We start from the raw sequence: 23,457 nt of genomic DNA, 5'->3' as shown, positions 1-23,457 counted from the left end.
AGCCCGGTATCCATGGCGTGCCTCAGGGGCGATTAGGTGCCCTTGGGCTGAGTTCCGACGTCAAGGGTCACGGTGCGCTCCTTGCCGTCCCGATAGAGAGTGAGAGTCAGGCTCTTGCCGGGGGCGACCTGGGCCACCTTGCGGGAGAGGTCCTTGGCCTCCTTGATGGTTTCGCCGTCGACCGCGACGATGGTATCGCCGGTCTTGATGCCCGCCTTCTCGGCCGGGCTGTCCTTCACGGTGTCGGCCACGAGAGCGCCCTTCGGCTCCTTGAGGCCGATCGCCTCGGCGATCTCCTTGGTCACCGGCTGCATCTGTACGCCGATGAAGCCGCGGGTGACGGTACCCTTGTCCTTCAGCGAGGCGACGACCTGCTCGACCGTGCTGGCCGGGATCGCGAAGGCGATGCCGACGCTGCCGCCGGAGGGCGAATAGATCGCGGTGTTCACGCCCACCACTTCGCCGGCAAGGTTGAAGGTCGGACCACCCGAATTGCCCTTGTTCACGGGTGCATCGATCTGGATGAAGTCGTCATAGGGGCCGGCGCCGATGTCGCGGTGCTGGGCCGAAACGATACCCGCCGTCACCGTGCCGCCGAGGCCGAACGGATTGCCGACTGCGAGCACCCAATCGCCGATCCGCGCCTTCTGGGGTGCGAGGCGAACGAAGGGGAAGTCGCTGCCGCCCTCGACCTTGATGAGAGCGATGTCGGTCTTCGGATCGGTGCCGATCACCTTGGCGCTGTATTCCTTGCCGTCATCGCTGGTGACCGTCACGGAGGATCCGTTCTCGACCACGTGGTTGTTGGTCACGGCATAGCCGTCGGCCGAAATGAAGAAGCCGGAGCCGAGAGCCTGGCCGAACTGGCGGGGCTGCTGGCGCTGACCGCGCTGACCGCCGCGCTGGTCGGGCATCTGATCGCGGAACTGGCGGAAGAACTTCTCAATGCCGGGAGGCAGGTCCTGCATGCCGAACTGGTCTTCATCGTCGCCCTGATCGCGGCTCGCCACGTTCTGCACCTTGACCTTGACCGAGATCACGGCCGGCTTCACGCGATCGATGACGTCGGCAAAGGACGGCATGCCCTGGATCGGCTGCGCCATGGAGCGAAGCTCGGCATGGGCGGGATTGGGAGCCACAAGACCGCTTTCGACGGCGCCGCCAGCGATGAGGGCGGCAACCGCGGCGGCGCCGAGCCATTTGGTCATGCGCTTGCGGGCGGGTGTGGAGGCTTTATCCATCATGGTCTGTCTCTCCTCGAGGAACCCCGTGGGTTCATCCCTTTCGGGTTCGTGATGAGAGCAAACATGGCCCTTCCCCCCTTACGGTTCACTCACTTGAGAATGAAATGTTCGTAAGGTTGGCGGAGGGAGCTTCAGTCCCGCTTCAGCAAGGCTTCGAGCGCCTGGCGCTCCTCTTCGTCGAGCGCTGCATTGGCTTTCGGGCGGCGTCTCAGATGAATGACGGCACCGAGGGCTCCCAGGATCAGGACGAGGAACGGAGCCAGCCAGAGCAGCAGCGTGTGGGCTCGGAAAGCCGGCTTCAGCAGCACGAACTCGCCGTAGCGCTGGACCAGAAAGTCCCTCACCTGCTGGTCTGTGTCGCCGGCAGCCAGACGCTCCCGCACCAGGATCCTCAGGTCACGGGCGAGCTGGGCATCGGAATCATCGATGGACTGGTTCTGGCAGACCATGCAGCGCAGGCCCGCGGAAATCTCCCGCGCGCGATGCTCCAGGACCGGGTTCTTCATCACCTCGTCCGGCTGGACCGCAAGGGCGGAGCCTCCGAGAACCAGGGCTGCGATGAGGAGAAGAACGCGCTGCATCCCCTACTCCGCCGGAACGGGAGCAATCGGCGGCGCGGCCCTGTTTCGTGCCGGTGCGGCGATGCGCAGGCGCCGATCCGTCAGGGATAGAGCGCCACCGAAGGCCATCACCACGGCGCCGAGCCAGATCAACAGGACGAGCGGCTTGTAGTAGAGCCTGACGCCCACGGAGCCGTTCGGCTGCATCTCGCCGAGGCTCACATAGACCTGGCTCAAGCCGAAGGTGAGAATTCCGGCTTCTGTGGTCGGCATGCCGCGCGTCACGTAGAGGCGTTTCATGCTCTCGACCGTGCCGAGCTCACGTCCGTTACGGTCGACGCGGAAGAGAGCTGCATCCTCGCGATAATTTGCCTCCTGCCGAGGCACGATGCGTTCCAGGCGCAGCTGATAGGGGCCAGCGCCAATGCGGTCCCCCGGCTTCATGGTGCCGAGGCTCTCCACATCCCAGGCGGTAGCGGAAATCCCGAGCACCACGAGTCCGACGCCCGCATGGGCAAAGACCGTGCCCCAGGTCGAACGCGGCAATCCTCTCGCCTTGATCCAGGCAACGCTCAAGGGCTTCCCACGCGTCCAGGAGCGGGTGACGATTTCATTGAAGGAGCCGAGAACGAGATAGACACCGAGTCCGATGCCGAAGGGCGCGAGCACCGGACCGCCATAGGTGAAGGCGAGCACTGCCAGCACGACGAGGATCGACGCGCCGAAGACCGCATAGAGCCGCTGCACGGTCCCAAGGAGATTGCCGCGCTTCCAGGCGAGCGTCTGGCCAAGCGGCAGCAATAGGAGAAGCGGTACGATGAGCGGAAGGAAGGTAGCATTGAAGAATGGCGCGCCGACGGAAATCTTGTCGCCCGTCAACACTTCGAGCGCGAGCGGATAGAGCGTGCCGATGAACACCGTCGCGCAGGCGCTGGCGAGGAAGAGGTTGTTCACTACCAAAGCGCCTTCGCGCGAGATCGGCGCGAATAGGCCGCCCTGTTGCAGCAGCGGTGCGCGCCAGGCGAAAAGTGCGAGCGAGCCGCCGATGAAGATGACGAGAATGCCGAGGATGAAAGTACCGCGCTCCGGATCGACCGCGAAGGAATGAACCGAAGTCAGCACACCGGAGCGAACGAGAAATGTGCCGAGCAGCGACAGCGAGAAGGTGAGGATCGCAAGCAGGATCGTCCAGACCTTCAGGGCATCGCGCTTTTCCATCACCACCGTGGAATGAACGAGTGCCGTGCCCGCAAGCCAGGGCATGAGGGAGGCATTCTCAACCGGATCCCAGAACCACCAGCCGCCCCAGCCCAATTCGTAATAGGCCCAGTAGGATCCCATGGCGATGCCAAGCGTCAGGAAGCACCAGGCGGCCAGCGTCCAGGGACGGACGATGCGTGCCCACACCGCGTCGATGCGACCGTCGATCAGGGCCGCGCAGGCGAAGGCGAAGGAAATCGAGAAGCCCACGTAACCGACATAGAGAAGCGGCGGATGAATCGCGAGGCCCGGATCCTGCAGAAGCGGATTGAGATCCTGCCCTTCAGCCGCCGCCGGAACGAGGCGCCGGAACGGATTCGACGTCATCAGGATGAACAGAAGGAAAGCGACGGTGATCGCCGCCTGCACCGCGAGCGTGTTGGCCTGCAGACGCATCGGGACAGTGTTTTTCGCCAGCGCCACCACGCCGCCGAAAAGGCACAGGATCAGGACCCACAGCAGCATCGAGCCCTCGTGGTTCCCCCACACGCCGGAGATCTTGTAGATCAGCGGCTTCGCCGAGTGTGAGTTCTCGACCACGTTCAGCACTGAGAAATCCGAGGAGATATAGGCATAGGTCAGGGTCAGGAAGGCGAACCCGACGCAGGCGAGGACGGCGAGCGCCGTCGTCGGCGCCACTGACATCAGCACCGGGTCATTGGCCCGCGCGCCCCAGAGCGGCACCACGAACTGGATCAGGGACAAGCCCAGGGCCAGCGCAAGCGCGAAATGTCCGGCCTCGACCAACACGAAGGCAACTCCCTAGTTCTGCTGCGCCTGTTGTGGCGGGTGCGTCTCGCCTTGCCAATGCCCCTGCCGCTTGAGCGCATCCGCGACTTCGCGGGGCATGTAGTTCTCGTCATGCTTGGCCAGCACCGTATCGGCACGGAACAGACCGGATGCTTCGAGCCGCCCCTCCGCGACGATGCCCTGGCCCTCACGGAAGAGATCGGGCAAGAGACCCTGATACTGGACGTGGATCGAGCTCTGCGCGTCCATGACCTCGAACTCGACGTGCTGTTTGTCGCCGCGCCGGACGGAGCCTTCCTTCACCAAGCCGCCCAAGCGAAAGCGGGTGCCGGGCGCAACGTTCTTGGCCTGCACATCCGCGGGTGAGTTGAAGAACACGATGGTGTCGTTCATCGCATAGAGCACGAGGCCGAGCGCAACCGCCAACACACAGCCGGCGACAGCGATGAGAGTCAGGCGACGGGTCTTTCGGGTGCGGATCTTGCGGGTCATGGGCTGGATTCTGTCAATTTCAGGTCCTGCGCCATCGCGTCGATGGTCCGCAATCCGGCTGCGTCCTGCGCGAGCGCCTCGCGGGCACGCTTCGTCGCAGCGACAGCCTTGTCGCGCTGTCCCAGAACTACATAGGAGCGCATCAGGCGGGCCCACTCATCCGGGCTGCCGCCCTGCGCATCCAATCGGTTCGCCAGACCCTGGACCATGCCGGCGATGGCGTTGGCATCGGGCCGTTCTCCCACTTCCTGGATGGGTCCACCTTGATTTCCATCAATCCGCGCAATCTGGTCCTGGACGAAGCTCCGCCACGGTGCATCCGGTGGCGAAGCCGAAAGAATGGCCTGGTATTCCGCCTTTGCCTTCGCCATCTGTCCATCCTGCTCGGCGGCGCGGGCGAGATAGAGCCGGGCCTTGGCCGAGCTGTTGTCGATGGCCAATGCCTCCTGAAAAGCCGCCTGGGCTTCCGCCGTAACCATCCCATCGCGGGAAATCACGAGAGCCTCACCGTAATTCGCCAGACGGGTCGCATCGCGGCCGAGATAGCGCAGAGCCGATTCGTATGCCTTGACCGCATCTTCCGTGCGGCCCATCCGCAGATAGACGGGTGCCACCACGTCCCAGCCGCGACCATCCTGTGGCTGCTTGGCGAGATGGGCTTCGATCTGGGCAACGGCCGTGCCGAGGTCGAGATTGCCCGCCCCATTGCCGGCCCCCTGGCGCAGCTGAGCGCCCGGCGGCTCGCTCAAGAGATGCGGTGATCCATAGGCTCCGTAGATCGCGAGCGCGACGATAGGAAGGACCGACAGGGCAAGCGTCGAGACGGCCCGGCGACGGCGCAGAGCCGGTTCGCCCACGGCGAAGGCCTCGCCCTCCTTCAGGCCGCTGGCACGCAGAAGCCTTCGGGCCGCTTCCGCCTTGGCGGCCTCGGCCTCCTCCGGCAGGAGCGTGCCGCGCTCACGGTCGCGGTCGATCTCGGCGATCTGGTCGCGGTAGAACTGGGTATTGGGATCGGTCTGGCCAGCCACGGCCACGGCTCGCGAAAGCGGCCACAGCACCGCCATCACGGCCAAAGCCGTCATCATCATGAGAATGACCCAGATCATCATGAGTGCCTACTTAACGCGGGCATTGCTCAAGCACGACGGTGGCACGGTGTCACGCGCTAATGCTGTCCACTGTCAATTTCGATCACCGCCCGGCAGCTCCAGGATAGCGCGCAGGCCTCCCAGGGGCGAAGCGTCGAGCCGGAGCGTTCCGCGATAGAGGGCGGCAAGATCGCTGACGATGGAAAGGCCGAGCCCAGAGCCGGGCTTGGTCTCGTCGAGGCGCCGGCCGCGCTTGAGCACTTCCGACCGGGCCTCCTCCGGAAGACCGGGCCCATCGTCGTCGATGAACAGGCGGAAACGCGACCGTTCGTCTCCTCCCGGCACGATCTCCACAGACACGGCGATTCGGCCTGCTGCCCACTTGGCCGCGTTGTCGATGAGGTTGCCGGCCATTTCCTCGAGATCCTGCCGCTCACCCCGGAAACGCAGGCTTGCGGGAATCGCGACCTCGATATCCAGATCCTTGTCACGATAGATCTTGGTAAAGGTCCGGGTCAGAGCATCGATCACCGGCGCGACGTCGGTCAGGGTGCCGAGAGTTCCGGCCAGCGCCGCCGCCCGCGCGCGGTCGAGATAATAGTTCACCTGATCGCGCATGATGGCGGCCTGCTCCCGGATCTTCGCCGCCACGTCTCCAGGGGCGCCTTCCGCCTCGTTGACCACGATGCTCAAGGGTGTCTTGAGCGCATGGGCGAGATTGCCGACCTGGGTACGTGCGCGCTCGAGGATTTCCCGGTTGGTGTCGAGGAGCAGGTTAAGATCGTTCGCCAGGGGCGCGATGTCCCGCGGATACTCGCCGACGACACGCTCCGCATCCCCACGGCGGATGGCCCGCAGCGCATTGCGAAGATTGGCGAGCGGCCTCAGTCCGAACCGGATCTGGAGCAGCGTCGTGAACCCGAGCGCAAGCCCGAGCAGCGTGAAGGTGATGGTCAGCGCGAAGAGGAAACGGCGGACATCGTCCACGATTTCGTCCGCCGGACCGGCGACGCGGATGATGAAGCGCCCATCCTCGCCAAGGTCGATGTCTCGCTCGACGATACGCAGTTCTCGCTCGTCGGGAGCCTTGCCGTAGCCGCGCCGGATCTGGCCGAAAGTATCCTCGCCCGGCGGAGACAGCGCCGGCAGCTGTCCTCCGAACAGGGACTTGGACGAGCGGATGTCGCGCGGGGGCGCATCGGGCCGCCCGACCTGCCAATACCATCCGGACAGAGGCAGCTCGAAGCGTGGATCGCCCACCGGGCCGAGATCACGGTCCGGATCGCCGGGCGCGACAAGGTTCGAGGCGAGCGTATTGGCATAGACGAGCAGGCGTTGGTCGAAGGCCCGCTCGGTGTTGTCCCGGTAAAGGGTCGAGAGGATGACGCCGGAAATCAGGAGGATCGCGAAGCTCCAGAACACCGCCGACATCGCAAGGCGGACGGCGATGGAGCGGCTCGCCAGCCGCTCAAGGAGCGACGGCTTCGCGGTCACGTTTTCGTCTGGCCGGTATCGAGGAGATAGCCGAGTCCGCGCACGGTCTGGATGATGTCGACGCCGAGCTTCTTGCGAAGACGGCCGATGAAGACTTCGATCGTGTTGGAATCGCGGTCGAAATCCTGATCGTAGAGATGCTCGGTCAGCTCGCCCCGGGAGACGATGCGGCCGGTATGGTGCATCAAGTACGACAGAAGCCTGTATTCATGCGAGGTGAGCCGGATCGGATTGCCGTCGACGGCCACGCGGCCCGAGCGCGTATCGAGTTTGACCGGCCCGCAGGTGATCTCGCTGGTCGCATGTCCCGTCGCTCGGCGCAGGAGCGCGCGGACGCGGGCCAGAAGCTCTTCGATATGGAAGGGCTTGGTGACGTAGTCGTCCGCCCCGGCATCGAACCCCTGGACCTTGTCGCTCCAGCGGTCGCGGGCCGTCAGGATGATGACAGGCATCTTGCGCCCCTCGCGCCGCCAGGCATTCAGGACCGATACCCCGTCGACCTTCGGCAGGCCGAGGTCGAGGATGGCAGCGTCATAGGGCTCGGTCTCGCCCAGGAACTGCCCCTCCTCCCCGTCATAGGCGGAGTCGACGGCATAGCCGGCATGTTCCAGAGCCGTCACGATCTGCTGGTGAAGTGTCTGATCGTCCTCGACAACGAGAAGGCGCACGCTGCAAACTTCCTCTAGTGAACAGATTTGACGCGGCCCGATGGGCCGTCAATCGTCACTTGCACGATCCGGCCGTTCTTTTGCAAGGCCATGATGACATAGACGAGGGCATCGTTGCTGCGACAGAGGCTCGCGCGCACCACGTCGGCATTGGGGACCTGACGACGCGCGGTGATCACGGCGGAGGCCGGAGCCACGATGTTCTTCGAGGCGACCGCCTCCTGCATCTCGCGGGGCAAAAGACAGTTCTCGAGCGCCGCGGTCGCGCTTTGCGCGTGCGACGCCCCCATCAATCCCCACAGGGCTATGATCGATAAAACCAGACGCATGCCCGCACCCTGCAGCAATGGCACTGAACGGTTCCTGAATGTAATACTGGATCGGACCACTTTCATAGGACCGCCTCCCCAGGTCGAGCCCTTCGAAGATCCAGCAGCGAATGATTGCCCTACAGGAAACTTAGTTCAGGATCTGCTTGGTCGCCAGAATACGGAAGATCGTCGACGCGATAAAGCTCCAGGCTGCGATCAGCTGCATGACCGCTTCGAGAAAGGGCTGCGCGTCGAGGCTCGTGGCGTCGAAGCCGAGGATGCTGAACATCAGGGCTGCCAACCCGATCACGTTGGACCAGACGGTGCGGCTGGCGAGAATGACCTTGGTATCGATCATGGGCATTATCCATTCTTGAAAAGTGAAGGTGATGAAAGCGACGCGAGCCGCAGGGCTTCGCGTTCGACGGCAAGGACGCGCTTGCGCCATCCCCGTCCGAAGACCGGCCAGGTGGGCAGGACGGCAAGGAAAGCGAGGCGCACCTGGGTCAGGCGGTGAATTGCCTGAGCCACATCGGTCTTGCGGACCATTTCGAGGGTTTGAGGACCGACGCGGCCGTCGGCCGGACAGCCGAGAATGCCCTGGAGCATACGGATCGCGCGGGCCGGGCCGGAATTGACCGCGAGGTCGAACATCGCAAGACCGAGCCCTGGAGAGAGCTCATCGCCACGCACCGCATCCCAGTAGAAACGCCGGTAGATGGTGGCGGCTTCCGCGCGGGTGAGCCTGCGGACATCGTCCACCGTGACGGAGCACTGCCGTGCCCGCGCCAAAGTTTGTTGCGTGATGCCGAAATTCGTCGCTCCGCCCGGATCGGCGGGATGGCTGACGAAACCGCCCTCCAGAGCAAAGATCTGCGCCACCGCCTCATCGAAGAGGCCGGGCGCACGAGGAGTTGCCGCCATGTCAGATCTCCGCCTGCAGGCCGAGCGATGCGGAAGCGCCGAGATACAGGTTTCCGATGCTGCCGGCCGTGCCGCTGAACGCCGCCCCGGCCTGGAAGCGAAGGATCGCGGCCGATGCCGTCGGAGCGGCCGCCATAGTAGCGGTCACGCCACCCGTCTGGCCCACCCATCCGCCGGAGCCCCCGTCGAGAAACCCGATCTGGCTGCCGACGGGAGCGGCGCTCGCCCACGAGAAGCTACTGGCCGCGAGCGTCGGCGCTGCTCGCATAGCGATGGGAAACGTGAGCGGAAGATCGATGACGTTCGTGCTTTTGCGCTGTCCCAGGACCGGTAGGATTCCTGGTGCTCCTCCGACCGGCAGGAGCCTCTGGTAATAGCGGCGACACCGCGCTTCCTCGGTCTCCGGCAGTTCGCGCTGCCATGGGGTCGGATACGGGCCGGATTCGAGTTTGATCCGCTTGAACGTGACGCCGGTACCAGCCGCCAGGGCGCACCGGACATGGCTGGTCTCCGACGATTCGAGCGTCACGGATACGGACGAGCGGCCTGGACCGGCAGGAAGCGTCGCTTCCTTCGTGCCGATCATCACCATGCATGGCTGGGATAGATCCTCGACAGATAGCGTAAGGGTGCAACCGCCGAAATGCGGCGCTCCCAAGAGCGGTTCGGCCAAGGCGACATCGACGATCTGCTCGATAGATCCGGTCAGCGAGATCGTCCCATCGGAGCCTCGGGAGAGCGTGGCTCCGCCCATCCCACCACGCCAGCGGTCGAACCCATAAGCGCCTGCCGGAAGAGGCCCTCCGGCAAAACCGCGCTGATTGACCGCGAAGCTCGCATTCATCAGCAGATTTGCGCCGGCCGGCATCACGCCATGCGGAAAGGAGACGGCTCCCGTGCGGTTGTCCACCACCAGAGCATCGCGCCAATTCTCGCCGTCCGACGAGATTCTCAGACTGAAATCATCATTGCCGACGAGTCCCGCCTCCGCTCGACCGCCATAGCGCGTCTGGAAGAGAAGAGACAGGACGCTGCGGCTCTCCGGCTTGTTGAGGACGAGGCGGAGATCTCCCGTACCCCCCTGATCCACCGTTCTCGCATCGAACAGCGCGGCATTGAGCCTTGCGGCGAAGCGGTTGAGATCATCGGCGGTCGTTCCGATCCCAAGACGGTCAAGCACTTCGAGGCCGCGGACATAATGGCCGATCTCGTACCAGTCGGTGCCGTCGTGGATGAGGAAGGCGTCTTCCGCCTCCACATAGATCCGCCAACCGGCGCGTGGCGTAAAGAAGCGCCAGACGCCGAGATCGAACAGCGCAATCTCGCCCTCACGATTCTGGAAGCTTCCGCCCGCGCCGGCGCCGACGAGATAGCGCTCGCCCTCCTGCGGTGCAGCAGGCGGCGTCGTGCGGTGCCGCTCCTTGACGGCGAGATGGACGAGTGCGTCGAGGGACGCGAGTGCTTCGTTGTGGGTGACATGTTTCTGCGCCTGCGCTGCGGCGAGCAGCGGCAGCGCCAGATGTGACGTTGTCGACATGGATGGCCTGTCGTTTGAGGCGAAGGTTAAAGGAATGCGACGCCGCAGCGTGCACGAGGCTGCGACGGACGAGCCCGAGACGCGGCTCACTGTGCGAAGATGTCAGCTCTGTTGAGCGACAGCCGTCTTGAAGGACGTCACGAGGTTTCGGCCCTGCGCCTTGGCACGATACAGGGCGATATCGGCCTCGCGCAGGAGGTGCTGCACTGGGATGCATGCACCAGTGGCGCAGCCGACACTGACCGTGACCTCGACCCGCAGACCCTGAACGATCTTGCCGACCGAGAAGAAGGAGTGGCGGATCCGCTCAGCGAGCGCCTCAGCGCCCGGTGCTTCCATCGTCACCATGGCGGCGAACTCTTCGCCGCCCAGGCGGCCGAAGACGCCCTGTGGCAGATGATCGGACAGAACGCTGCCGAAGATCACAAGAACGTGATCGCCCACCTCATGACCAAAGCGGTCATTAATGGATTTGAAATTGTCGAGATCGAACAGGAGGCAGCTGACGGGATTGTCCTGCTTCGACAGAAGTGCCGCAGCATTTTCGAGAAAGGCCCGCCGGTTCGGAATCCCGGTCAAATGATCCACCAGAGCCGCCTGTCTGTGCTCGTACTCGATCTGCTCCTTCGCCATGGAGAGGAACACGAAGGCCAGTGTCGGCATGAATGTCGCCACGGCCATCGCCATCGAGCTCGACCAGCGCTCGGCATAGCCCGTGAGCCAGAGCGCATGCGCGAGGCTGAAGCCGATGGAGCCTCTCATCACGTTGAAGATTACGAGACTGATCATCAGGACAACGGCAATCATCTGAGATGCGAGACGCTGGCGGGCATGACGCCACAACTCCCATGCAGAAAAAGCTGCATAGACGGTGCAGATCGCCGAGATGAGGGCCAGCCGTACATTGATGTCGTCCGGAATCAGCCAGAAGGCAACGCACCAGAGCCCCGCGCCGGCGAAGACAACAGGTAGTTTCGCCTTTCGTCCGTTGAAGACACGGCAGCCCCCGTAAAGCATGCCGTAGGCGAGAGTGAGGGCGACGTTCGCAATCAGCCGCTCCGGCGCGGAAGGCATGCCGTGTCCAAGACTGACGACGCCGATTGCTGCAAGAACGAGAAAGAACGCAATGCTCCACCAGGCGAGAGCCTGGACCTTTCGGTTGAGAGCCCAGGAGAACATCAGCAGCGCACCGAGCACCGCCGTGATCTGACTGAAGACCGCACTCAAGGTAGGAAGATCGAGCTTCATGAAGCGCTCTATCTCACGTTATTACATTTCCGAAATTCAGTCGTTACTTCTCGCGTTTTCGACCTTGGCTTTTCTCGTATTGAGTACCACCAACGTCACATGTTTGACCAGTGATTGCATCGTCACCTTAGCAAATATGCATAGATATGCTGTGCATCTCAGCACATCGAACTTCAGGATGACTCAACCCGCACGACGAACTCTCGTGTAAAGCCGCGTCCAACGACGGCGCTTAGTTGCACGACGCGCAGATTCAAAAACATCTGAGCTGCACCGAAGTCCTCGATCTCCTGTGCATACAGAACATCTGGCGTGATGCTCGAAAGCGTTCGCAGGATCAATTCTCCCGATAGGATATCGATCTCATAATGTTCCGTCGCCTCGCCGAGAGGTACGTCGACAGGCTCCCAGGCATCGCCGTCTCGGCGCGTGCGTCGCAACCAAGCGAGTCGGATTCCTCCCTCCTCGCGGCGCGCACTGACATGAACGGGGCTGAGTGGCTTGAGCGCCTCGGTCACGGGAGTTGCCGTCAACGAGGCGACCGACGGATCGGCATGATCCCGCCCCGCCGGACCGACGCGATAAATCGCGATCCGCCCCAAATCGCCCGGATCGCTCGTGAGCGGCACGAGCGCCTCGTCGAGGCGAACGACGAGAGCACCGGCCGGCACGGGACGCCGCGCTTCGGCTTCCGTGCCGGCGAGGCCGCGCAGCAGGCGGGACAACCGGAACCGGCGCTCGCCGGTCATCTCGGCACGCGCCGCGGAAAGAATTTCCCAGCGGCCGTCCGGTCCCTTCACCGCAAACAGATTGCCGCCGGCGAGTGCTTCGTCATCCGAGATGGAGCTCAGACTTCCAGACGAGATCTCAACCTCGAGGGAGGTCGCGGGATCCCAGCGCCAGATCGGACCTGGCTCGAGTTTGGCGAGCGTCGTGCCAATCACGGCAGGCAGGTCAGCGAATTGAAGCGGCGTGAAGCTGGCGCCGTCATAGGAGCGCCATATCGTCATCGCGCCAGGCCATGGCGATGCGGCGATCGCCATGTATTGCAGCGGCGTCGGATCCGTGGTGCTGACGGGCAAGTCGAGCGTCACGACAAGGGGTTTTCCCGGAACGATTGGAGGCCTTCGCGGAAGCTTGGGGATGGAAGCGCCTGGCGTCTCAAAAACGGCCGGCTCCACGGCGCGCGTCGTGATCCGGCGTGTCGGGCCGTCGGCGATGCGCACGACGCGGTGCAGCTTCATGCCGCTATCCGTCGGGACCGATACGACATCGCCAGGCTCGACATCAATGCGGCGGGGCGACAGCTCGAACTCCGCGCTCTCCCGTCCGGCCCAAAAATCCTGCAGCCAGGCATCGGCCAATCTCTGCACTTCACCGCGCCTCGTTACGACGGCGCTGTCGGCCCGCGCCTCGCGCCGGCTTGCCCCCGACAAGCGCCGCGAAGCCACTGCAGCACGGCGATAATCCCCCTCGCCGTCCGTGTAGCCGATCTCCACCTGCTGCGGCAGATCGGTTTCCTGGGCACGCGTCAATTTGAGAGACGGAGTCTTGTCGTCGAGGATCAGATCGCCCGCATCGAGCGTCAGAACAGCCCGGCCACCGCGTCCACGCCACGTCATGCCGCCGCCGCTCGCCACGACGTCGACTCCGAAAAGGCGCATCAGCGGCTCAAGCGCTCCGCGAGCGGACATAGGGCGATCGATCACATAGCCATCGACAAATCCGTCGATGGGAAGCGATGTCGGCGCCGCGATGCCGAAATCCTTAAGGATCGTGACGATAAGCCGGTCGAGCGTCGCACCTTCGACGCGGCCGGTGATCCAGTGCCCGGTCTCCCAATTGCCGCCATCGGCCCAGACGGACGTGAAATCCGGAAAAGCCGGAAAGGGCCGCGCATCCCAGGCCCAGATGAACATATGTGCCGGCTCGACCATACGCCCGTCATAGATCGGCGACATGGGATTGAAGGCGGATGAGAAACCCTCCAACGCGGGATCGAAGCGCGAGAGGATCGCTTCCAATCCGCGCGCCTGGGAAAGATCGTCGCGCGTGCCGCGGGAAAAGGGCGGATAGGCGGACTCGGAGGATTTCGGGTCAGGAAAGACATTGGGGCCATTTGGTCCCTTGTCGACAGCCGGGATGCCGATCTCGGTGAGCCAGATCGGCTTCGATTTGGCGCGCCAGGCCGTAGTGCGCGTTTCCACGCCGCCGACGCGCTCCACATGCGGATTGGACCACCACGACACCAGATCCTTTGCGCGATAGATCCAGGGCTTGTCATAGGCGCCATCGGTGATCGGCGTGCGCTTCTGCGCGAGCCGGTCCGTTGCGTTCTTATAGTACCATTCGAAGGCCTCGCCGCCGCCGAGCCGTGTCCGCAGATAGGTCGGGTCGTAGGCACTGCGGGCAGTCGCGAGATCCGCGTGATCGGGACCGTCGCGCCAATCGGAGATGGGCGGATAATAGTCGATCCCGATCGCATCGATGGCATTGTCTGCAAACAAGGCGTCGAGAGGAAAGCGAACCTCATCGCCACCATCGAGAACATGCGCGCCGTATTCGGTCCAATCGGCCGCGTAGACGATCTTCGTCCCCGCCCGCAGGATCGAACGGACGTCCCGTGCCAGGGACTTGAGCTTGTCGGCCGCCGGATAAACGCCGGGCGAGGATCGTACCCGCGTGAGCCCAACGAGCTCACTGCCGAGGATGAAACCGTCGACGCCCCCCGCCTCCTCCGCGAGATCGGCATAATGCTGCACGAGACGGCGGAAACCCCAGCTGCGATCGAACCATTGGGTTACCTGCGTTCCTGCAGCTACCGTTCCGTCCGGCGAGCCGGACTGACCCGGTGCCGGATGGCAGGTGATGCGTCCGCGCCATGGATAGGCAGCCTGTCCGGTTCCACCGTAGGGATCCGGCAAGGCGTTGCCGATCGGCACATCCATCATGACGAAGGGATAGAGCACGACTTCGAGACCACGCGCCTTCAGCTCTCGGATGAGACGCACCACCGTTTCATCGGACGGCGTTCCGCCATAGGCCGGCGCGCCGTTCACCTGCGACACGGGCTTAGCGTCGACGCGGGTGAGACCGGCCACGGACCAGGCTGCACCGTCCGTCTGCTTGGAGACGACATCGACGCGCGGTGCGATGGTGCAGGAGCCGGCGCGCAGATCGTCGCCGAACCAGGAGACTACGAGCGACACACGCTCCAGGTTCGGACAGAGCGATTGCAACGCATCGAGCGAAGCGTTCATGTCCGTGGCGCGCTGGAGCTGATGACGGTTTTCCGGCTCGGTCGCGCCTAAGCCCAGCACCTTCATCACCAGGCGGTCGTCGTAGCCGAATTCCGTGGCCCCGGGGATCAGGCAGACTGCGCGCACCATGCGGTTGAGCCCGCCGACGGGACGGATCACCTCGAACGAGAATTGCGGCACGCGGTTGCCGTAATCCGCGAGCGGCAGACGTTCGAACACCACATAGGCGAGACCGCGATAGGCAGGCGCATTGGCCGCTCCTTCCTTCGCGACGATGAGCGGGTCCGCCGCTTGCGTTTCGTATCCCTTATGAATGCGCATGACGATCGCGTTGAGATCGATCTCGCGTCCATCGGCCCAGACGCGGCGAATGAATCCAATGGGCCCTTCACACAGGCCAACCGCGAGATTCGCGAAATATGAATAGGTCACGGTCTTCGTCTGCGCACCCTTCCCGCCGAGGCTCTTGCCGCCTTGCGCGCCGGAGCGCTCCGTCCCCGTGTTCGCGACCTCCTCCAGCCGCGTCGCCCAGATCAGTTGGCCACCGATGCGCGCGCGTCCGTAGACCCGGGGGATCGGTGCGCCTTCCGTCGACGTGAGTCCGTCGATCTCCTTCAGGCGCGGCCCCTCGACGACCTTGCCTCCATCGGACGCCCCACCGAGCAATGCGTTGTCGATGGCGGCACCCGCGAGCCCGCCGAGCGCGCGCCCGGCGAGTGCTCCCAAGGGACCTGCGATCATGCCTCCGACAGCGGAGCCGACGGTTTGAAGAACGAGTGTGGCCATGGTGATCCTTCACGAGCGTCAGGCAGGAAAACGGAACACATGCGCGAGATGGCGTCGCCACCAAGGGCGGAACGCGACCTCTGCCACCGCCGCGCCGTCATGGGCATGCACCATCGTGTCGGCGGACGTGGCGACGGCGCAGTGCTTTGCAGGCAGGTTTTCACGCCAACGGAAGAGCAGCACGTCGCCGGCGGTGACGGAGAGATCCGATGCTTCGACGAGATGCCGCCGCGCCGCGGCAAGCAGCCGTTCGCCGCCGGCCTCCGCCCAATCAGGTGCGTAAGGCGGCGGCAATTCCGGCTCCTCGCCCATCACCTCGCGCCACACGCCGCGCAACAGACCGAGACAATCGCAGCCGATGCCCTTCAGGGACGCCTGATGCCGATAGGGCGTGCCGATCCATGCGCGGGCAGCGCAGACGATGAGTGCGGGAGACGGCATGGTGGGCCTCACAGAGAAACAGGATATTTCCCCGTCATTCCGGGATGGTCCAAAGGACCAGGCCCGGAACCCATCGCTGCTAACAGCTCAGCATGAAGAGCAACGGCAATCGTTGTGCTTCATCTCGCCATGCTGTGGCTATGGGTTCCGGGTTCGCCTGCGGCGCCCCGGAATGACGGAGGATCAGCGAAAGAAGCTGCCGCCGTCGAGGCCAGGCTCACCCTGGCGGGGCATGCGGATGATGAAGTCGTTGCCCGGCATGTGCGGAAAACCGCGGAAATTGACTGCGTTCTTGAACTTGTCGCGACAGGTCGCATGAACCTTGTCGCAGCCTGCCGTGACGCGGAACGTATCGCCGACAGTGATCGTCTGCGGCGCACGCTGCCAAAGATCGAACTCGTCGGTGCCGCCGACCGCGCGATGGACCTTCACCTCGACCGACAGGCCGACATTGGCGCCGGTGAGCCATGTGAGACGGCCACCCGTGCACCAGCCGTCGGCAAAACCGATTCCGGACGCGGCAATGGCGAGCGCGCCGTCCGTGCGTGTGACGGCGCCGGTGTCGGAATAGGTGGACGACGAGAGGTTCACACCGCATCGGGCGTCGCCGAGATCGGCGGAACAGGTCGCCGTGAAGAGACGCCCGCGCTCTTCGTCGAGGCGGTGCATCAGGCCCCTCACCTCCGCCACGAAGGCGCCGTCCATGCGACGAATCTCGCCGATGGAACCGATATCGAGCAGGATTCTCTCCTCCACGTTGCTCCAGTTGACGAGCCATGTCTCGACGCCGGCATCGTCATAGCGACCGGATGCGATGTCGTCCTCCGTGAGGCCTGCCGACACGAGCGCGCCGGACACCTCTCCTCCGCCGACCGCGAAGCCGAGCTCCGAGGATGCTTCCGCAGCTTCGAGCCCGGAGCGGGCAGCGAAGTCCGTGCCGCCGAACGCGAGGTCCTGATCGTGATCGGTGAAGCCGAAGACCAGCCCGTCTTTACGGATGAGCTTCCAGCAATGGCAGAGCGTCGTCGCTCCTTCCGCCAGGTGGGCGGCAAGGCCGGGAGGAATGGTACGCATAAGAGTGCTTTCGGAATTGAATCATTCGTTCCAGAGCGCCACCACCGTCATTCCGGGACAGCCCTATGGGCTGGGCCCGGAACCCATAATCGCCAACGGTACAGGATAAGAAGCAACGGCTAACGCTGCACCTTATCCGCGAACCTCGGCGGCTATGGGTTCCGGGCTCCGCTCGCGCGGCCCCGGCATGACGATGAGTTACGGCACGATCTCGATCAGCGGGATCTGGGGAATGGCGCCCGCCTCGAAGGCTGAGAGATCGATGTCGAGCTCGTCCGAATCGAAGCGGACCGGCACATCGAAGGAAAAACCGGCCGTGACCGCTACGCCCGGTGCGGGCGGCGTCGCAAATGTGATGAGCCCAGTGGTCGGATTGCAGGAAAATGCCGGACCGGCCTCCTGCTCCGTCCCGTCGAGGGCAAGGCGCACGGTGGCGCCGTCCGGCTTGGCGATGGTGCGCTGATAAGGTGCATGGGTCGAACCATAGGTTTTGACGAGCTGGAACTGGCGCGCGGCGCCGTCGCCGGTGCCGATGCGCTGGTCGAGCGGCGTCGGCTCCTTCGATGGCGGACCGGAGCGCCAGTCGGCCCGATCGCGAAAGCGGAAGCCGATGAGCCGTCCGCGCCGCTCCTCGAAGAACGCGATGACGGCATGAAGCGCATCGATGCTCCGCACGCCAAGGCCTGCATCGTAGCGCCGCCGCGACTGGGCCCAACGACTGTTGCGATGCTCGCGCCCGGAGGCGAGCGTGACGATATCGGTGCGCCGCACCGGACCTCCCCGGCGACCGAGACCGATATCGAGGGGAAAGCGCACTTCGTGGAAGTCGGAAGCCATGAGGGAAGCCTCATTCTGATGAAACGGAATGCCCGAGGAGGCGTTGACGTGGCGAAGCTTCACCGCACAAGGAACGATGCCCGATGTCGAATGCTCCCAACCTCGCGGACGATTTCCCCGGCAAGGCCGAACGGATTCATCAGCTGAAGACGAGCAACAATCATTTCGCCAGGCTCTACGACGAATACGAGGAGCTCAGTCGCACCATCCAGCGTGTGGAAAGCCGCGTGGAGCCCACGACGGAGGACGTGGAGGAGGAAATGAAGCGCCGCCGCGTCCGCCTGAAGGACGAAATCGCCGCCATGCTCGCCGACGACAAGGCTTAAGCAATATTATAGTCCGCGCTGGCCCCGCGCGACCGCACGGGCCAGCGCCGCCGAGACCTGCGCTTCGGAGCGGCGAAAACTCTCCGCATCCGGCGTCGAGACATTCACCGTCACCGACAGAGGCCTTGCGCCGCCGCCCGTACGGACACCGAGGCGTCCATCTGGCCCGCGCGCCAGAGGCATGACCGCCTCCGGACCTTTTTCACCCATGACGCCGAGGCCACGCCCTAAAGGAAAGTAGGATGGCGCACCGATCACGCCTCCCTGCGCGAAGGGCATCACCATCCCGCGCGAGAAGACGCCTCCTTTGGCGAAGGGCGCAGGCGCATCCGCGCCGGAGCCGAAGAGGGAACCGATCCCCTTGAAGAGACCTCCAAGCATCCCTCCGAGATCGAGGGGCGCCGCACCACCGACACCACCCGTCGTGATCGACTTGGCGGTCTGGCTCAACGCGAGCTGGAGGGGCGCAAGCGCCAACCGTAACCCTGTTTCCACAAGAGACTGGCGCAGCGATTTCAGAACGCCGTCGAATTTCTTGCCTTCTGCAACATTCTTCGCAAAAGCCTTGGTGAGGGATTCACCGAATTTGTCGGAGAGGCCGATGAGGGTTTGGAGCTCGCGATCCTTATCTTTGAGAATCTCGGATTTCTGGGCATTTCGGGAATCGATGGGATCGGCCAAGGCTGCCTTCCTTTCAAAAAAAGTCGTGCTTCTATCGATCCTTGCGATGGCGGGCTGCGTACAAGAGGCGCCATCGCTCGTCTTCGACACGGCTCGCCTCTCCCAAGCGGAGTGGGAGCGCATCCAGAGCGAGTGCGATTATGAGGCCGAGAAAGCCACTGCTTCCGCGCCAAGCAGTCTCGTCTTCGTGCGCTGGCAGCGCCTTTACATCGGCTGCATCGAGCTGAGGGGCATCAAATATCTCGGGACGACGGACCAGTTTCCGCATCTGAAGAGGCGAACGGGAAGCGTTTGAGCGTCGAGATGATCAGAGCGCATCCGGGAAACGCTCGATCATCCCCATCAGATCTCCCTTGAGAACCGGCGGCGGCGATTGATCCGTCAGCGCCGCGAACGCCGCCAACACCTCACGCGGCGTCGCACGCCAAAAGTCCGCCGGACTCCACCGCAGGAAACCGAGACCGAGGCCCATCATCTCTCTCCACGGGAAGGGTTGCGGCTCGCTCAAGCTCCCTGCGGCGGCAGAGGGTTTGGAGACGGCGCCTCGCCGCCGAACGTCACGAGAAGCAGATCCGCGATGGCGGAGGCCACCGGTGCGATGCCTTCGTGGAGCGGCAGATGGGCTACGCCCGTGTCGTCAATGTCGTGACCGCCGCCCCGCAGGGACACGGCGAGGATCGTCAGAAGATCACGGCTTGAGAGGCGACCGCTGCCGAAGCGCTCGGCAAGCGCGCTCAAGTCCTGCACGCCGAATGCGTCTTCGAGTTCCGCAAGCGCGCCAAGCGTCAGGCAGAGCGTGTAGCGCCGACCGCCGAGTTCCAGGGCCACTTCGCCCCGTCGTCTGTTCACCATGTCGGTCTCCGTCACAATGCCACGAATGTCAGCGCACCGGCCGACTCGAAGGCCATGTCGAACGTCACTTCCCCGGCATGATCGCCGCGATATTCGAGGCTCGTGATCTGGAAGGGGCCTTCGATGTGGCCGAAATCCGGAATGATGATCTGGTACGTGAGAATGTCTCCGTCGAAGAAGATCTGGCGCATGCGCCCATCCGAGGCCTCGTCCTTGAACACGCCGGAGCCGGTGACGCCCGCTCGGCGCACGCCGACGCCGGCGAGCAGTTCGCGCCAGCGGCCGGCGGATTCCGCGTTCGTCACGTCGACCGTTTCGGCATTGAACGCGATCTGGCGCGTGCGCAGCCCCGCCACCGTGACGAAGCCCGACGCGCCATCGGATATCTTGATGAGCAGGTCCTTGCCTTTCTGAGCAGGCATGGAAAATCCTTTCGTATGGATAGTTCTTGGATCAGAACACTTCCGTCACCGCCCGAAGGCGCAGGGTGACGCGGGAGAGCTGGCTGTCCTTATCCCTTGCGGACGCAAATTCCGTCACGCGCAGGTTGATCAGCCGGTGGCCGTCGAGGGCAAGCGACGTGTCGTCGAGAATGTCGGAGAAGCGCTCCGCGACAGTGAGTGCGTCGCGAACGCTGCCCTTTTCGCCCCAGACCACGATGCTGAGATTCTGTTCGTGGCCACGATCCGTATCGGTCGACCAGTCCTGTGCCGTCACATCGCCGAAAACCGCATAGACGGGCGTTGCAGCGCGCGGCGACTCGTCGTGAAGACGCAAGGTGCCACCCATGAGAGAGATGAGTTCGGCATCCTCCTCCGCGCGATCGAGAATGGCGCGGCGCAGCGCAAGCACCGGGCTCGTCATGGAGAGACCTCCTCGACGAGGCATACCAGGTCCCGGCGCCTGCCGTCCGGATCCGCGGCGGCGCGGATCGCGAAGCGGCGCAGGCCGGAGGTGAGGCGCATGGCGCCGGTCACGCCATCGCGGTAGCGCAGGGTGATGCGGTGGGTCAGGGCCTGTTCGGGCCGGTCGGCGCGGACGCGCTCCGTGCCCGCGAGCATCTCGATGGCACCCCAGAGCTGCGGTCCCGGAGCGTAGGAGCGGATCACGCCGCCGAAGCCATCCGGCCGCTCAAGAGGCAGTTCGAGCACGAAGCGGCGCGAGCGCGCGCCGATGGGAATGGGTTTGGTTTTCATGGAACGGCAGAGGGAAAAGTTGTGATGGGTTCACCACTGTCATTCCGGGACAGCTCGAAGAGCTAGGCCCGGAACCCATAAACACCAGCAGCTCATAACAAGGAGCTATGGCACCCGCTGCGTTCCTTTGCCGTCTGGTCAGCGGTTATGGGTTCTGGGCTCCGCTACGCGGCCCCGGAATGACAGTGCATGGTAGCGTGACGAAATACGGAATTCAGATTCTCGCCCGCTGGAACGGAGCGACGAGGGCAAGAGCCTCCGGCGGCAAGGCCTGCGGACCGGCGACATCGCCACGGTTCTCGTACCAGCGTGCGACGAGGATCTTCACGGCGAGCCGCAAGGTGGCGGGCACCGCCTCGGGCGTGTCGCCATATCCGGCCCGCAGGTCGATGGCGATGCCGTTCCGCGCCTTTCCGGGCTCGGGCATGCGGTGAAAGAGGATGCGGGGCGGATCGCTTGCCGCATCGCTTTCATAAGCGTCCGGTGAAAGCTCAGTCGCAAGGCTCGAGGCGTCATAGATCTGAACGCTCTCCACGGCGATCAGCGGCCCAAGGGGCAGCAGCACGATTCCGCCCTTCGGCCAGCGATGCAGCAGAAGCCGCCAGCGCTGCGCCACGAGAATGCGCCGTGCACTCGCCTCCACCATCAGGCGTGCCGCCTTGATCAGCCCGCTGAGAAGATCGTCCTCCGCGTCGTCATCGACGCGCAGATAGGTTTTCATCTCCGGCAGCGTCACCGGCTCGACGGCCGGGCCTTCGACAGGTATCGGAAACATCGAATGGGAATCTTTCATGTCATGAAACGTGTCATCTTTTCGCTCCTCGCTCTCGCGGCCTCCGTGACTGGCGCGCGGGCCATCGTCGGTGGAACAGAGGACCAGGGTCCCCTCGCCCACGCGAGCGTGATGGTGCTGAGCTCCAACAGCGGGGTCTGCAGCGCGGTCGTCCTCGCCCCCGACGTCGTGCTGACCGCCGCTCACTGCGTCACGGGTGCGGCTGAGCACCGCGTGCATTTTCGCGACGAAACCGGCGAGCCGGTCCTGATCGTCCCATCGGACAAGGCCGTACATCCGGGCTATGAGCCGAAGGCAATCGAGGCACGGAAGCGCTCGATCGATCTTGCGCTGGTGCATTTTCGCGAAAAGCTGCCTGCCCGTTTCTCTCCCGCGGCTCTCGGCAGCGCGCAACCGCGCGCCGGAGCCCCGGTGATGGTGGGTGGATATGGCCTTGCCCGCGAAGGCGAAGCGAAGACGACCGGCACCTTCCGGACTGCCGATCTCGCCGTGGTGGAGCCCTATGGCCCGAGCAGCATTCTTTTATGGTCGCAAGGCAAGGGCCAGATGGGCGCTTGCCAGGGCGATTCCGGCGGCCCCATGGCCGTCGATGGCATGGTCGTGGCAATTACGAGCTGGTCCTCTGCCACGAAGGGCAAGGGCTGTGGTGATATCACGCAAGGAGCCCTTGTCGGGCCGCAGAGGAGCTGGATCGATCGGACTCTCGCCAAGTGGAATCGTACGGCTCGATGGAACGATTAGGCGTCCACGGGGTCATCTTCTCAAGCTTGCGAACTCTTTCGTAACCGTCTTCGCATAGGCTTCTCCCAACTCCCGAAGATACGTCATGCGCTTCCAGCCTCTCATCGGCGCAACCGCCGCCCTTCTCTCATTCATGCTTCCCGCCCACGCGGTCATTCAGGGCACGCCCCTGCGCGACCCGAACGGGCTGCGGCGATCCGTGGTTGCGGTCGAAAACAACAGCGGAGAGCTATGCTCCGGTGCCGTGGTAGGCCCGGATCTCGTGCTGACCGCCGCCCATTGCCTGACGGATCGGGCCGCCTACAGGGTGGTCGTCGCAGGACGCTCGTTCAAGATGCAGGCGGTCAACGTGGCAGCGGCGGCGATTCATCCCACCTTCGTCGCCGGCACCACGCCGCGCACGCAGCCGGGTGTCGACCTCGCCCTCCTCAAGCTCGAGCGTCCGCTCGGCGCCGACTTCATTCCCTTCGATCTCAGCCGCGCCGGCAACGTTGGGGAAGGTGACACGGTGACGATCGTCGGATTCGGCGTCCTGGCGGAAAAGGCCAACAAGTCGGCCAGAACCCTGCGCCAGACCGAGCTGCTGGCGGTCGGCACCGTGCAGATCGCCAACCGCGTGGTGATTGCCACCGATCGTGGCCGCCTTGCGGAGACAGCCGGTGCCGGAGCGTGCCGAGGCGATTCCGGCGGGCCCGTACTGACCCGGTCGCACGTCGGTTATCATCTGTCGGGCATCATCAGCTGGTCGAGTGGCGCACTGCGCACGAATGGCCCCAGCGCCTGTGGCGGCCTAACGGCCATGACATCCCTGACCGACCACATGGGCTGGATTCGCCAAGCGATGGGAAGCCTCGACGGCCTGGGAACGGCCTGGTCAAAACGCTGAAGGAGCCG

27 protein-coding genes are annotated in these 23,457 nt (G+C 64.1%); 4 read left to right on the top strand and 23 right to left on the bottom strand.

All coding sequences use genetic code 11. From position 1 onward, the window contains the following. Positions 1 to 32 precede the first annotated feature (32 nt). From K9B37_RS09020 to K9B37_RS08945, 16 genes are all read right to left on the bottom strand, one after another. Entirely contained in the window at positions 33 to 1,244 is a 1,212-nt protein-coding gene (locus K9B37_RS09020; RefSeq protein ID WP_439651701.1) for a S1C family serine protease, read from the bottom strand. A 131-nt stretch (positions 1,245 to 1,375) separates the two neighbouring features. After that, positions 1,376 to 1,825 carry a cytochrome c-type biogenesis protein gene (locus tag K9B37_RS09015; protein WP_224312750.1) on the bottom strand — a complete coding sequence of 150 codons (450 nt, stop codon included), beginning with the start codon at positions 1,823 to 1,825 and terminating at the stop codon, positions 1,376 to 1,378. A gap of 3 nt (positions 1,826 to 1,828) precedes the next feature. Beyond that, on the bottom strand, positions 1,829 to 3,814 hold the full coding sequence (locus tag K9B37_RS09010) for a heme lyase CcmF/NrfE family subunit (RefSeq protein ID WP_224312749.1): 1,986 nt from the start codon (positions 3,812 to 3,814) through the stop codon (positions 1,829 to 1,831). Between the two features lie 12 nt (positions 3,815 to 3,826). Next, positions 3,827 to 4,306, bottom strand: coding sequence for a cytochrome c maturation protein CcmE (ccmE, locus tag K9B37_RS09005; protein ID WP_224312748.1), 480 nt, complete (start codon positions 4,304 to 4,306; stop codon positions 3,827 to 3,829). Continuing rightward, a complete protein-coding gene (gene ccmI, locus K9B37_RS09000) occupies positions 4,303 to 5,415 on the bottom strand; it encodes a c-type cytochrome biogenesis protein CcmI (RefSeq protein ID WP_224312747.1) in 1,113 nt (370 codons plus the stop codon). Before ccmI ends, ccmE begins: the two co-directional genes overlap by 4 nt. A gap of 72 nt (positions 5,416 to 5,487) precedes the next feature. Continuing rightward, positions 5,488 to 6,825, bottom strand: coding sequence for a sensor histidine kinase (locus K9B37_RS08995; RefSeq protein ID WP_224312831.1), 1,338 nt, complete (start codon positions 6,823 to 6,825; stop codon positions 5,488 to 5,490). Between the two features lie 59 nt (positions 6,826 to 6,884). Then, entirely contained in the window at positions 6,885 to 7,556 is a 672-nt protein-coding gene (locus K9B37_RS08990) for a response regulator transcription factor (RefSeq protein WP_224312746.1), read from the bottom strand. A gap of 14 nt (positions 7,557 to 7,570) precedes the next feature. Then, positions 7,571 to 7,951, bottom strand: a complete 381-nt coding sequence (locus K9B37_RS08985; protein ID WP_224312745.1) for a PepSY domain-containing protein — start codon at positions 7,949 to 7,951, stop codon at positions 7,571 to 7,573. A 64-nt stretch (positions 7,952 to 8,015) separates the two neighbouring features. After that, positions 8,016 to 8,225: a hypothetical protein gene (locus K9B37_RS08980; RefSeq protein WP_224312744.1), complete on the bottom strand. Its 210-nt coding sequence runs from the start codon at positions 8,223 to 8,225 to the stop codon at positions 8,016 to 8,018. Positions 8,226 to 8,230: 5 nt separating this feature from the next. Further along, the gene (locus tag K9B37_RS08975; RefSeq protein ID WP_224312743.1) at positions 8,231 to 8,791 is read right to left on the bottom strand and encodes a glycoside hydrolase family 108 protein; all 561 of its coding nucleotides are present in this window, start codon (positions 8,789 to 8,791) and stop codon (positions 8,231 to 8,233) included. Between the two features lies 1 nt (position 8,792). Next, complete coding sequence (locus tag K9B37_RS08970; RefSeq protein ID WP_224312742.1) at positions 8,793 to 10,328, bottom strand: DUF2793 domain-containing protein; 1,536 nt, start codon at positions 10,326 to 10,328, stop codon at positions 8,793 to 8,795. 102 nt (positions 10,329 to 10,430) lie between these two features. Next, positions 10,431 to 11,576 (bottom strand): GGDEF domain-containing protein, encoded by a 1,146-nt coding sequence (locus K9B37_RS08965; RefSeq protein ID WP_224312741.1) that lies wholly within the window; start codon positions 11,574 to 11,576, stop codon positions 10,431 to 10,433. A gap of 173 nt (positions 11,577 to 11,749) precedes the next feature. Further along, positions 11,750 to 15,622 (bottom strand): baseplate multidomain protein megatron, encoded by a 3,873-nt coding sequence (locus K9B37_RS08960; protein WP_224312740.1) that lies wholly within the window; start codon positions 15,620 to 15,622, stop codon positions 11,750 to 11,752. A gap of 18 nt (positions 15,623 to 15,640) precedes the next feature. Continuing rightward, positions 15,641 to 16,063 carry an NlpC/P60 family protein gene (locus K9B37_RS08955; protein WP_224312739.1) on the bottom strand — a complete coding sequence of 141 codons (423 nt, stop codon included), beginning with the start codon at positions 16,061 to 16,063 and terminating at the stop codon, positions 15,641 to 15,643. A 183-nt stretch (positions 16,064 to 16,246) separates the two neighbouring features. Further along, on the bottom strand, positions 16,247 to 17,137 hold the full coding sequence (locus tag K9B37_RS08950) for a phage/gene transfer agent baseplate hub protein (RefSeq protein ID WP_224312738.1): 891 nt from the start codon (positions 17,135 to 17,137) through the stop codon (positions 16,247 to 16,249). Between the two features lie 198 nt (positions 17,138 to 17,335). Then, positions 17,336 to 17,974, bottom strand: a complete 639-nt coding sequence (locus tag K9B37_RS08945) for a DUF2460 domain-containing protein (protein WP_224312737.1) — start codon at positions 17,972 to 17,974, stop codon at positions 17,336 to 17,338. Between the two features lie 83 nt (positions 17,975 to 18,057). Here K9B37_RS08945 and K9B37_RS08940 point away from each other — a divergent pair, with 83 nt between their 5' ends. Continuing rightward, the gene (locus K9B37_RS08940) at positions 18,058 to 18,300 is read left to right on the top strand and encodes an HP1242/YdcH family protein (protein WP_224312736.1); all 243 of its coding nucleotides are present in this window, start codon (positions 18,058 to 18,060) and stop codon (positions 18,298 to 18,300) included. A gap of 6 nt (positions 18,301 to 18,306) precedes the next feature. Here K9B37_RS08940 and K9B37_RS08935 read toward each other — a convergent pair whose 3' ends face one another. Continuing rightward, on the bottom strand, positions 18,307 to 18,981 hold the full coding sequence (locus K9B37_RS08935) for a phage tail tape measure protein (RefSeq protein WP_224312735.1): 675 nt from the start codon (positions 18,979 to 18,981) through the stop codon (positions 18,307 to 18,309). 25 nt (positions 18,982 to 19,006) lie between these two features. Here K9B37_RS08935 and K9B37_RS08930 point away from each other — a divergent pair, with 25 nt between their 5' ends. Further along, entirely contained in the window at positions 19,007 to 19,276 is a 270-nt protein-coding gene (locus tag K9B37_RS08930) for a hypothetical protein (RefSeq protein WP_224312734.1), read from the top strand. A gap of 12 nt (positions 19,277 to 19,288) precedes the next feature. Here K9B37_RS08930 and K9B37_RS08925 read toward each other — a convergent pair whose 3' ends face one another. From K9B37_RS08925 to K9B37_RS08900, 6 genes are all read right to left on the bottom strand, one after another. Then, complete coding sequence (locus tag K9B37_RS08925) at positions 19,289 to 19,489, bottom strand: phage tail assembly chaperone (RefSeq protein ID WP_255616499.1); 201 nt, start codon at positions 19,487 to 19,489, stop codon at positions 19,289 to 19,291. Beyond that, positions 19,486 to 19,833 (bottom strand): gene transfer agent family protein, encoded by a 348-nt coding sequence (locus tag K9B37_RS08920; RefSeq protein WP_224312732.1) that lies wholly within the window; start codon positions 19,831 to 19,833, stop codon positions 19,486 to 19,488. The genes K9B37_RS08925 and K9B37_RS08920 overlap by 4 nt, the downstream gene beginning before the upstream one ends. Positions 19,834 to 19,844: 11 nt before the next feature. Continuing rightward, positions 19,845 to 20,255 carry a phage major tail protein, TP901-1 family gene (locus K9B37_RS08915; RefSeq protein ID WP_224312731.1) on the bottom strand — a complete coding sequence of 137 codons (411 nt, stop codon included), beginning with the start codon at positions 20,253 to 20,255 and terminating at the stop codon, positions 19,845 to 19,847. A gap of 31 nt (positions 20,256 to 20,286) precedes the next feature. Continuing rightward, the gene (locus tag K9B37_RS08910) at positions 20,287 to 20,697 is read right to left on the bottom strand and encodes a DUF3168 domain-containing protein (protein ID WP_224312730.1); all 411 of its coding nucleotides are present in this window, start codon (positions 20,695 to 20,697) and stop codon (positions 20,287 to 20,289) included. Next, complete coding sequence (locus tag K9B37_RS08905) at positions 20,694 to 21,029, bottom strand: phage head closure protein (RefSeq protein ID WP_224312729.1); 336 nt, start codon at positions 21,027 to 21,029, stop codon at positions 20,694 to 20,696. Before K9B37_RS08905 ends, K9B37_RS08910 begins: the two co-directional genes overlap by 4 nt. Before the next feature lie 214 nt (positions 21,030 to 21,243). Further along, entirely contained in the window at positions 21,244 to 21,804 is a 561-nt protein-coding gene (locus K9B37_RS08900; RefSeq protein WP_224312728.1) for a head-tail connector protein, read from the bottom strand. Positions 21,805 to 21,825: 21 nt separating this feature from the next. On the opposite strand from K9B37_RS08900, the gene K9B37_RS08895 reads away from it, so the two are divergent. Both K9B37_RS08895 and K9B37_RS08890 read left to right on the top strand, forming a co-directional pair. After that, complete coding sequence (locus K9B37_RS08895; RefSeq protein ID WP_224312727.1) at positions 21,826 to 22,563, top strand: S1 family peptidase; 738 nt, start codon at positions 21,826 to 21,828, stop codon at positions 22,561 to 22,563. Positions 22,564 to 22,648: 85 nt separating this feature from the next. Next, entirely contained in the window at positions 22,649 to 23,449 is an 801-nt protein-coding gene (locus tag K9B37_RS08890) for a S1 family peptidase (protein ID WP_224312726.1), read from the top strand. The last annotated feature ends 8 nt before the right edge of the window (positions 23,450 to 23,457 follow it).

It is taken from the genome of Microvirga puerhi (genome assembly GCF_020089865.1).
Taxonomy (GTDB): domain Bacteria; phylum Pseudomonadota; class Alphaproteobacteria; order Rhizobiales; family Beijerinckiaceae; genus Microvirga; species Microvirga puerhi.
Note: the sequence above shows the minus strand (reverse complement) of the source record. Positions and strands in the feature narration are given on the sequence as shown.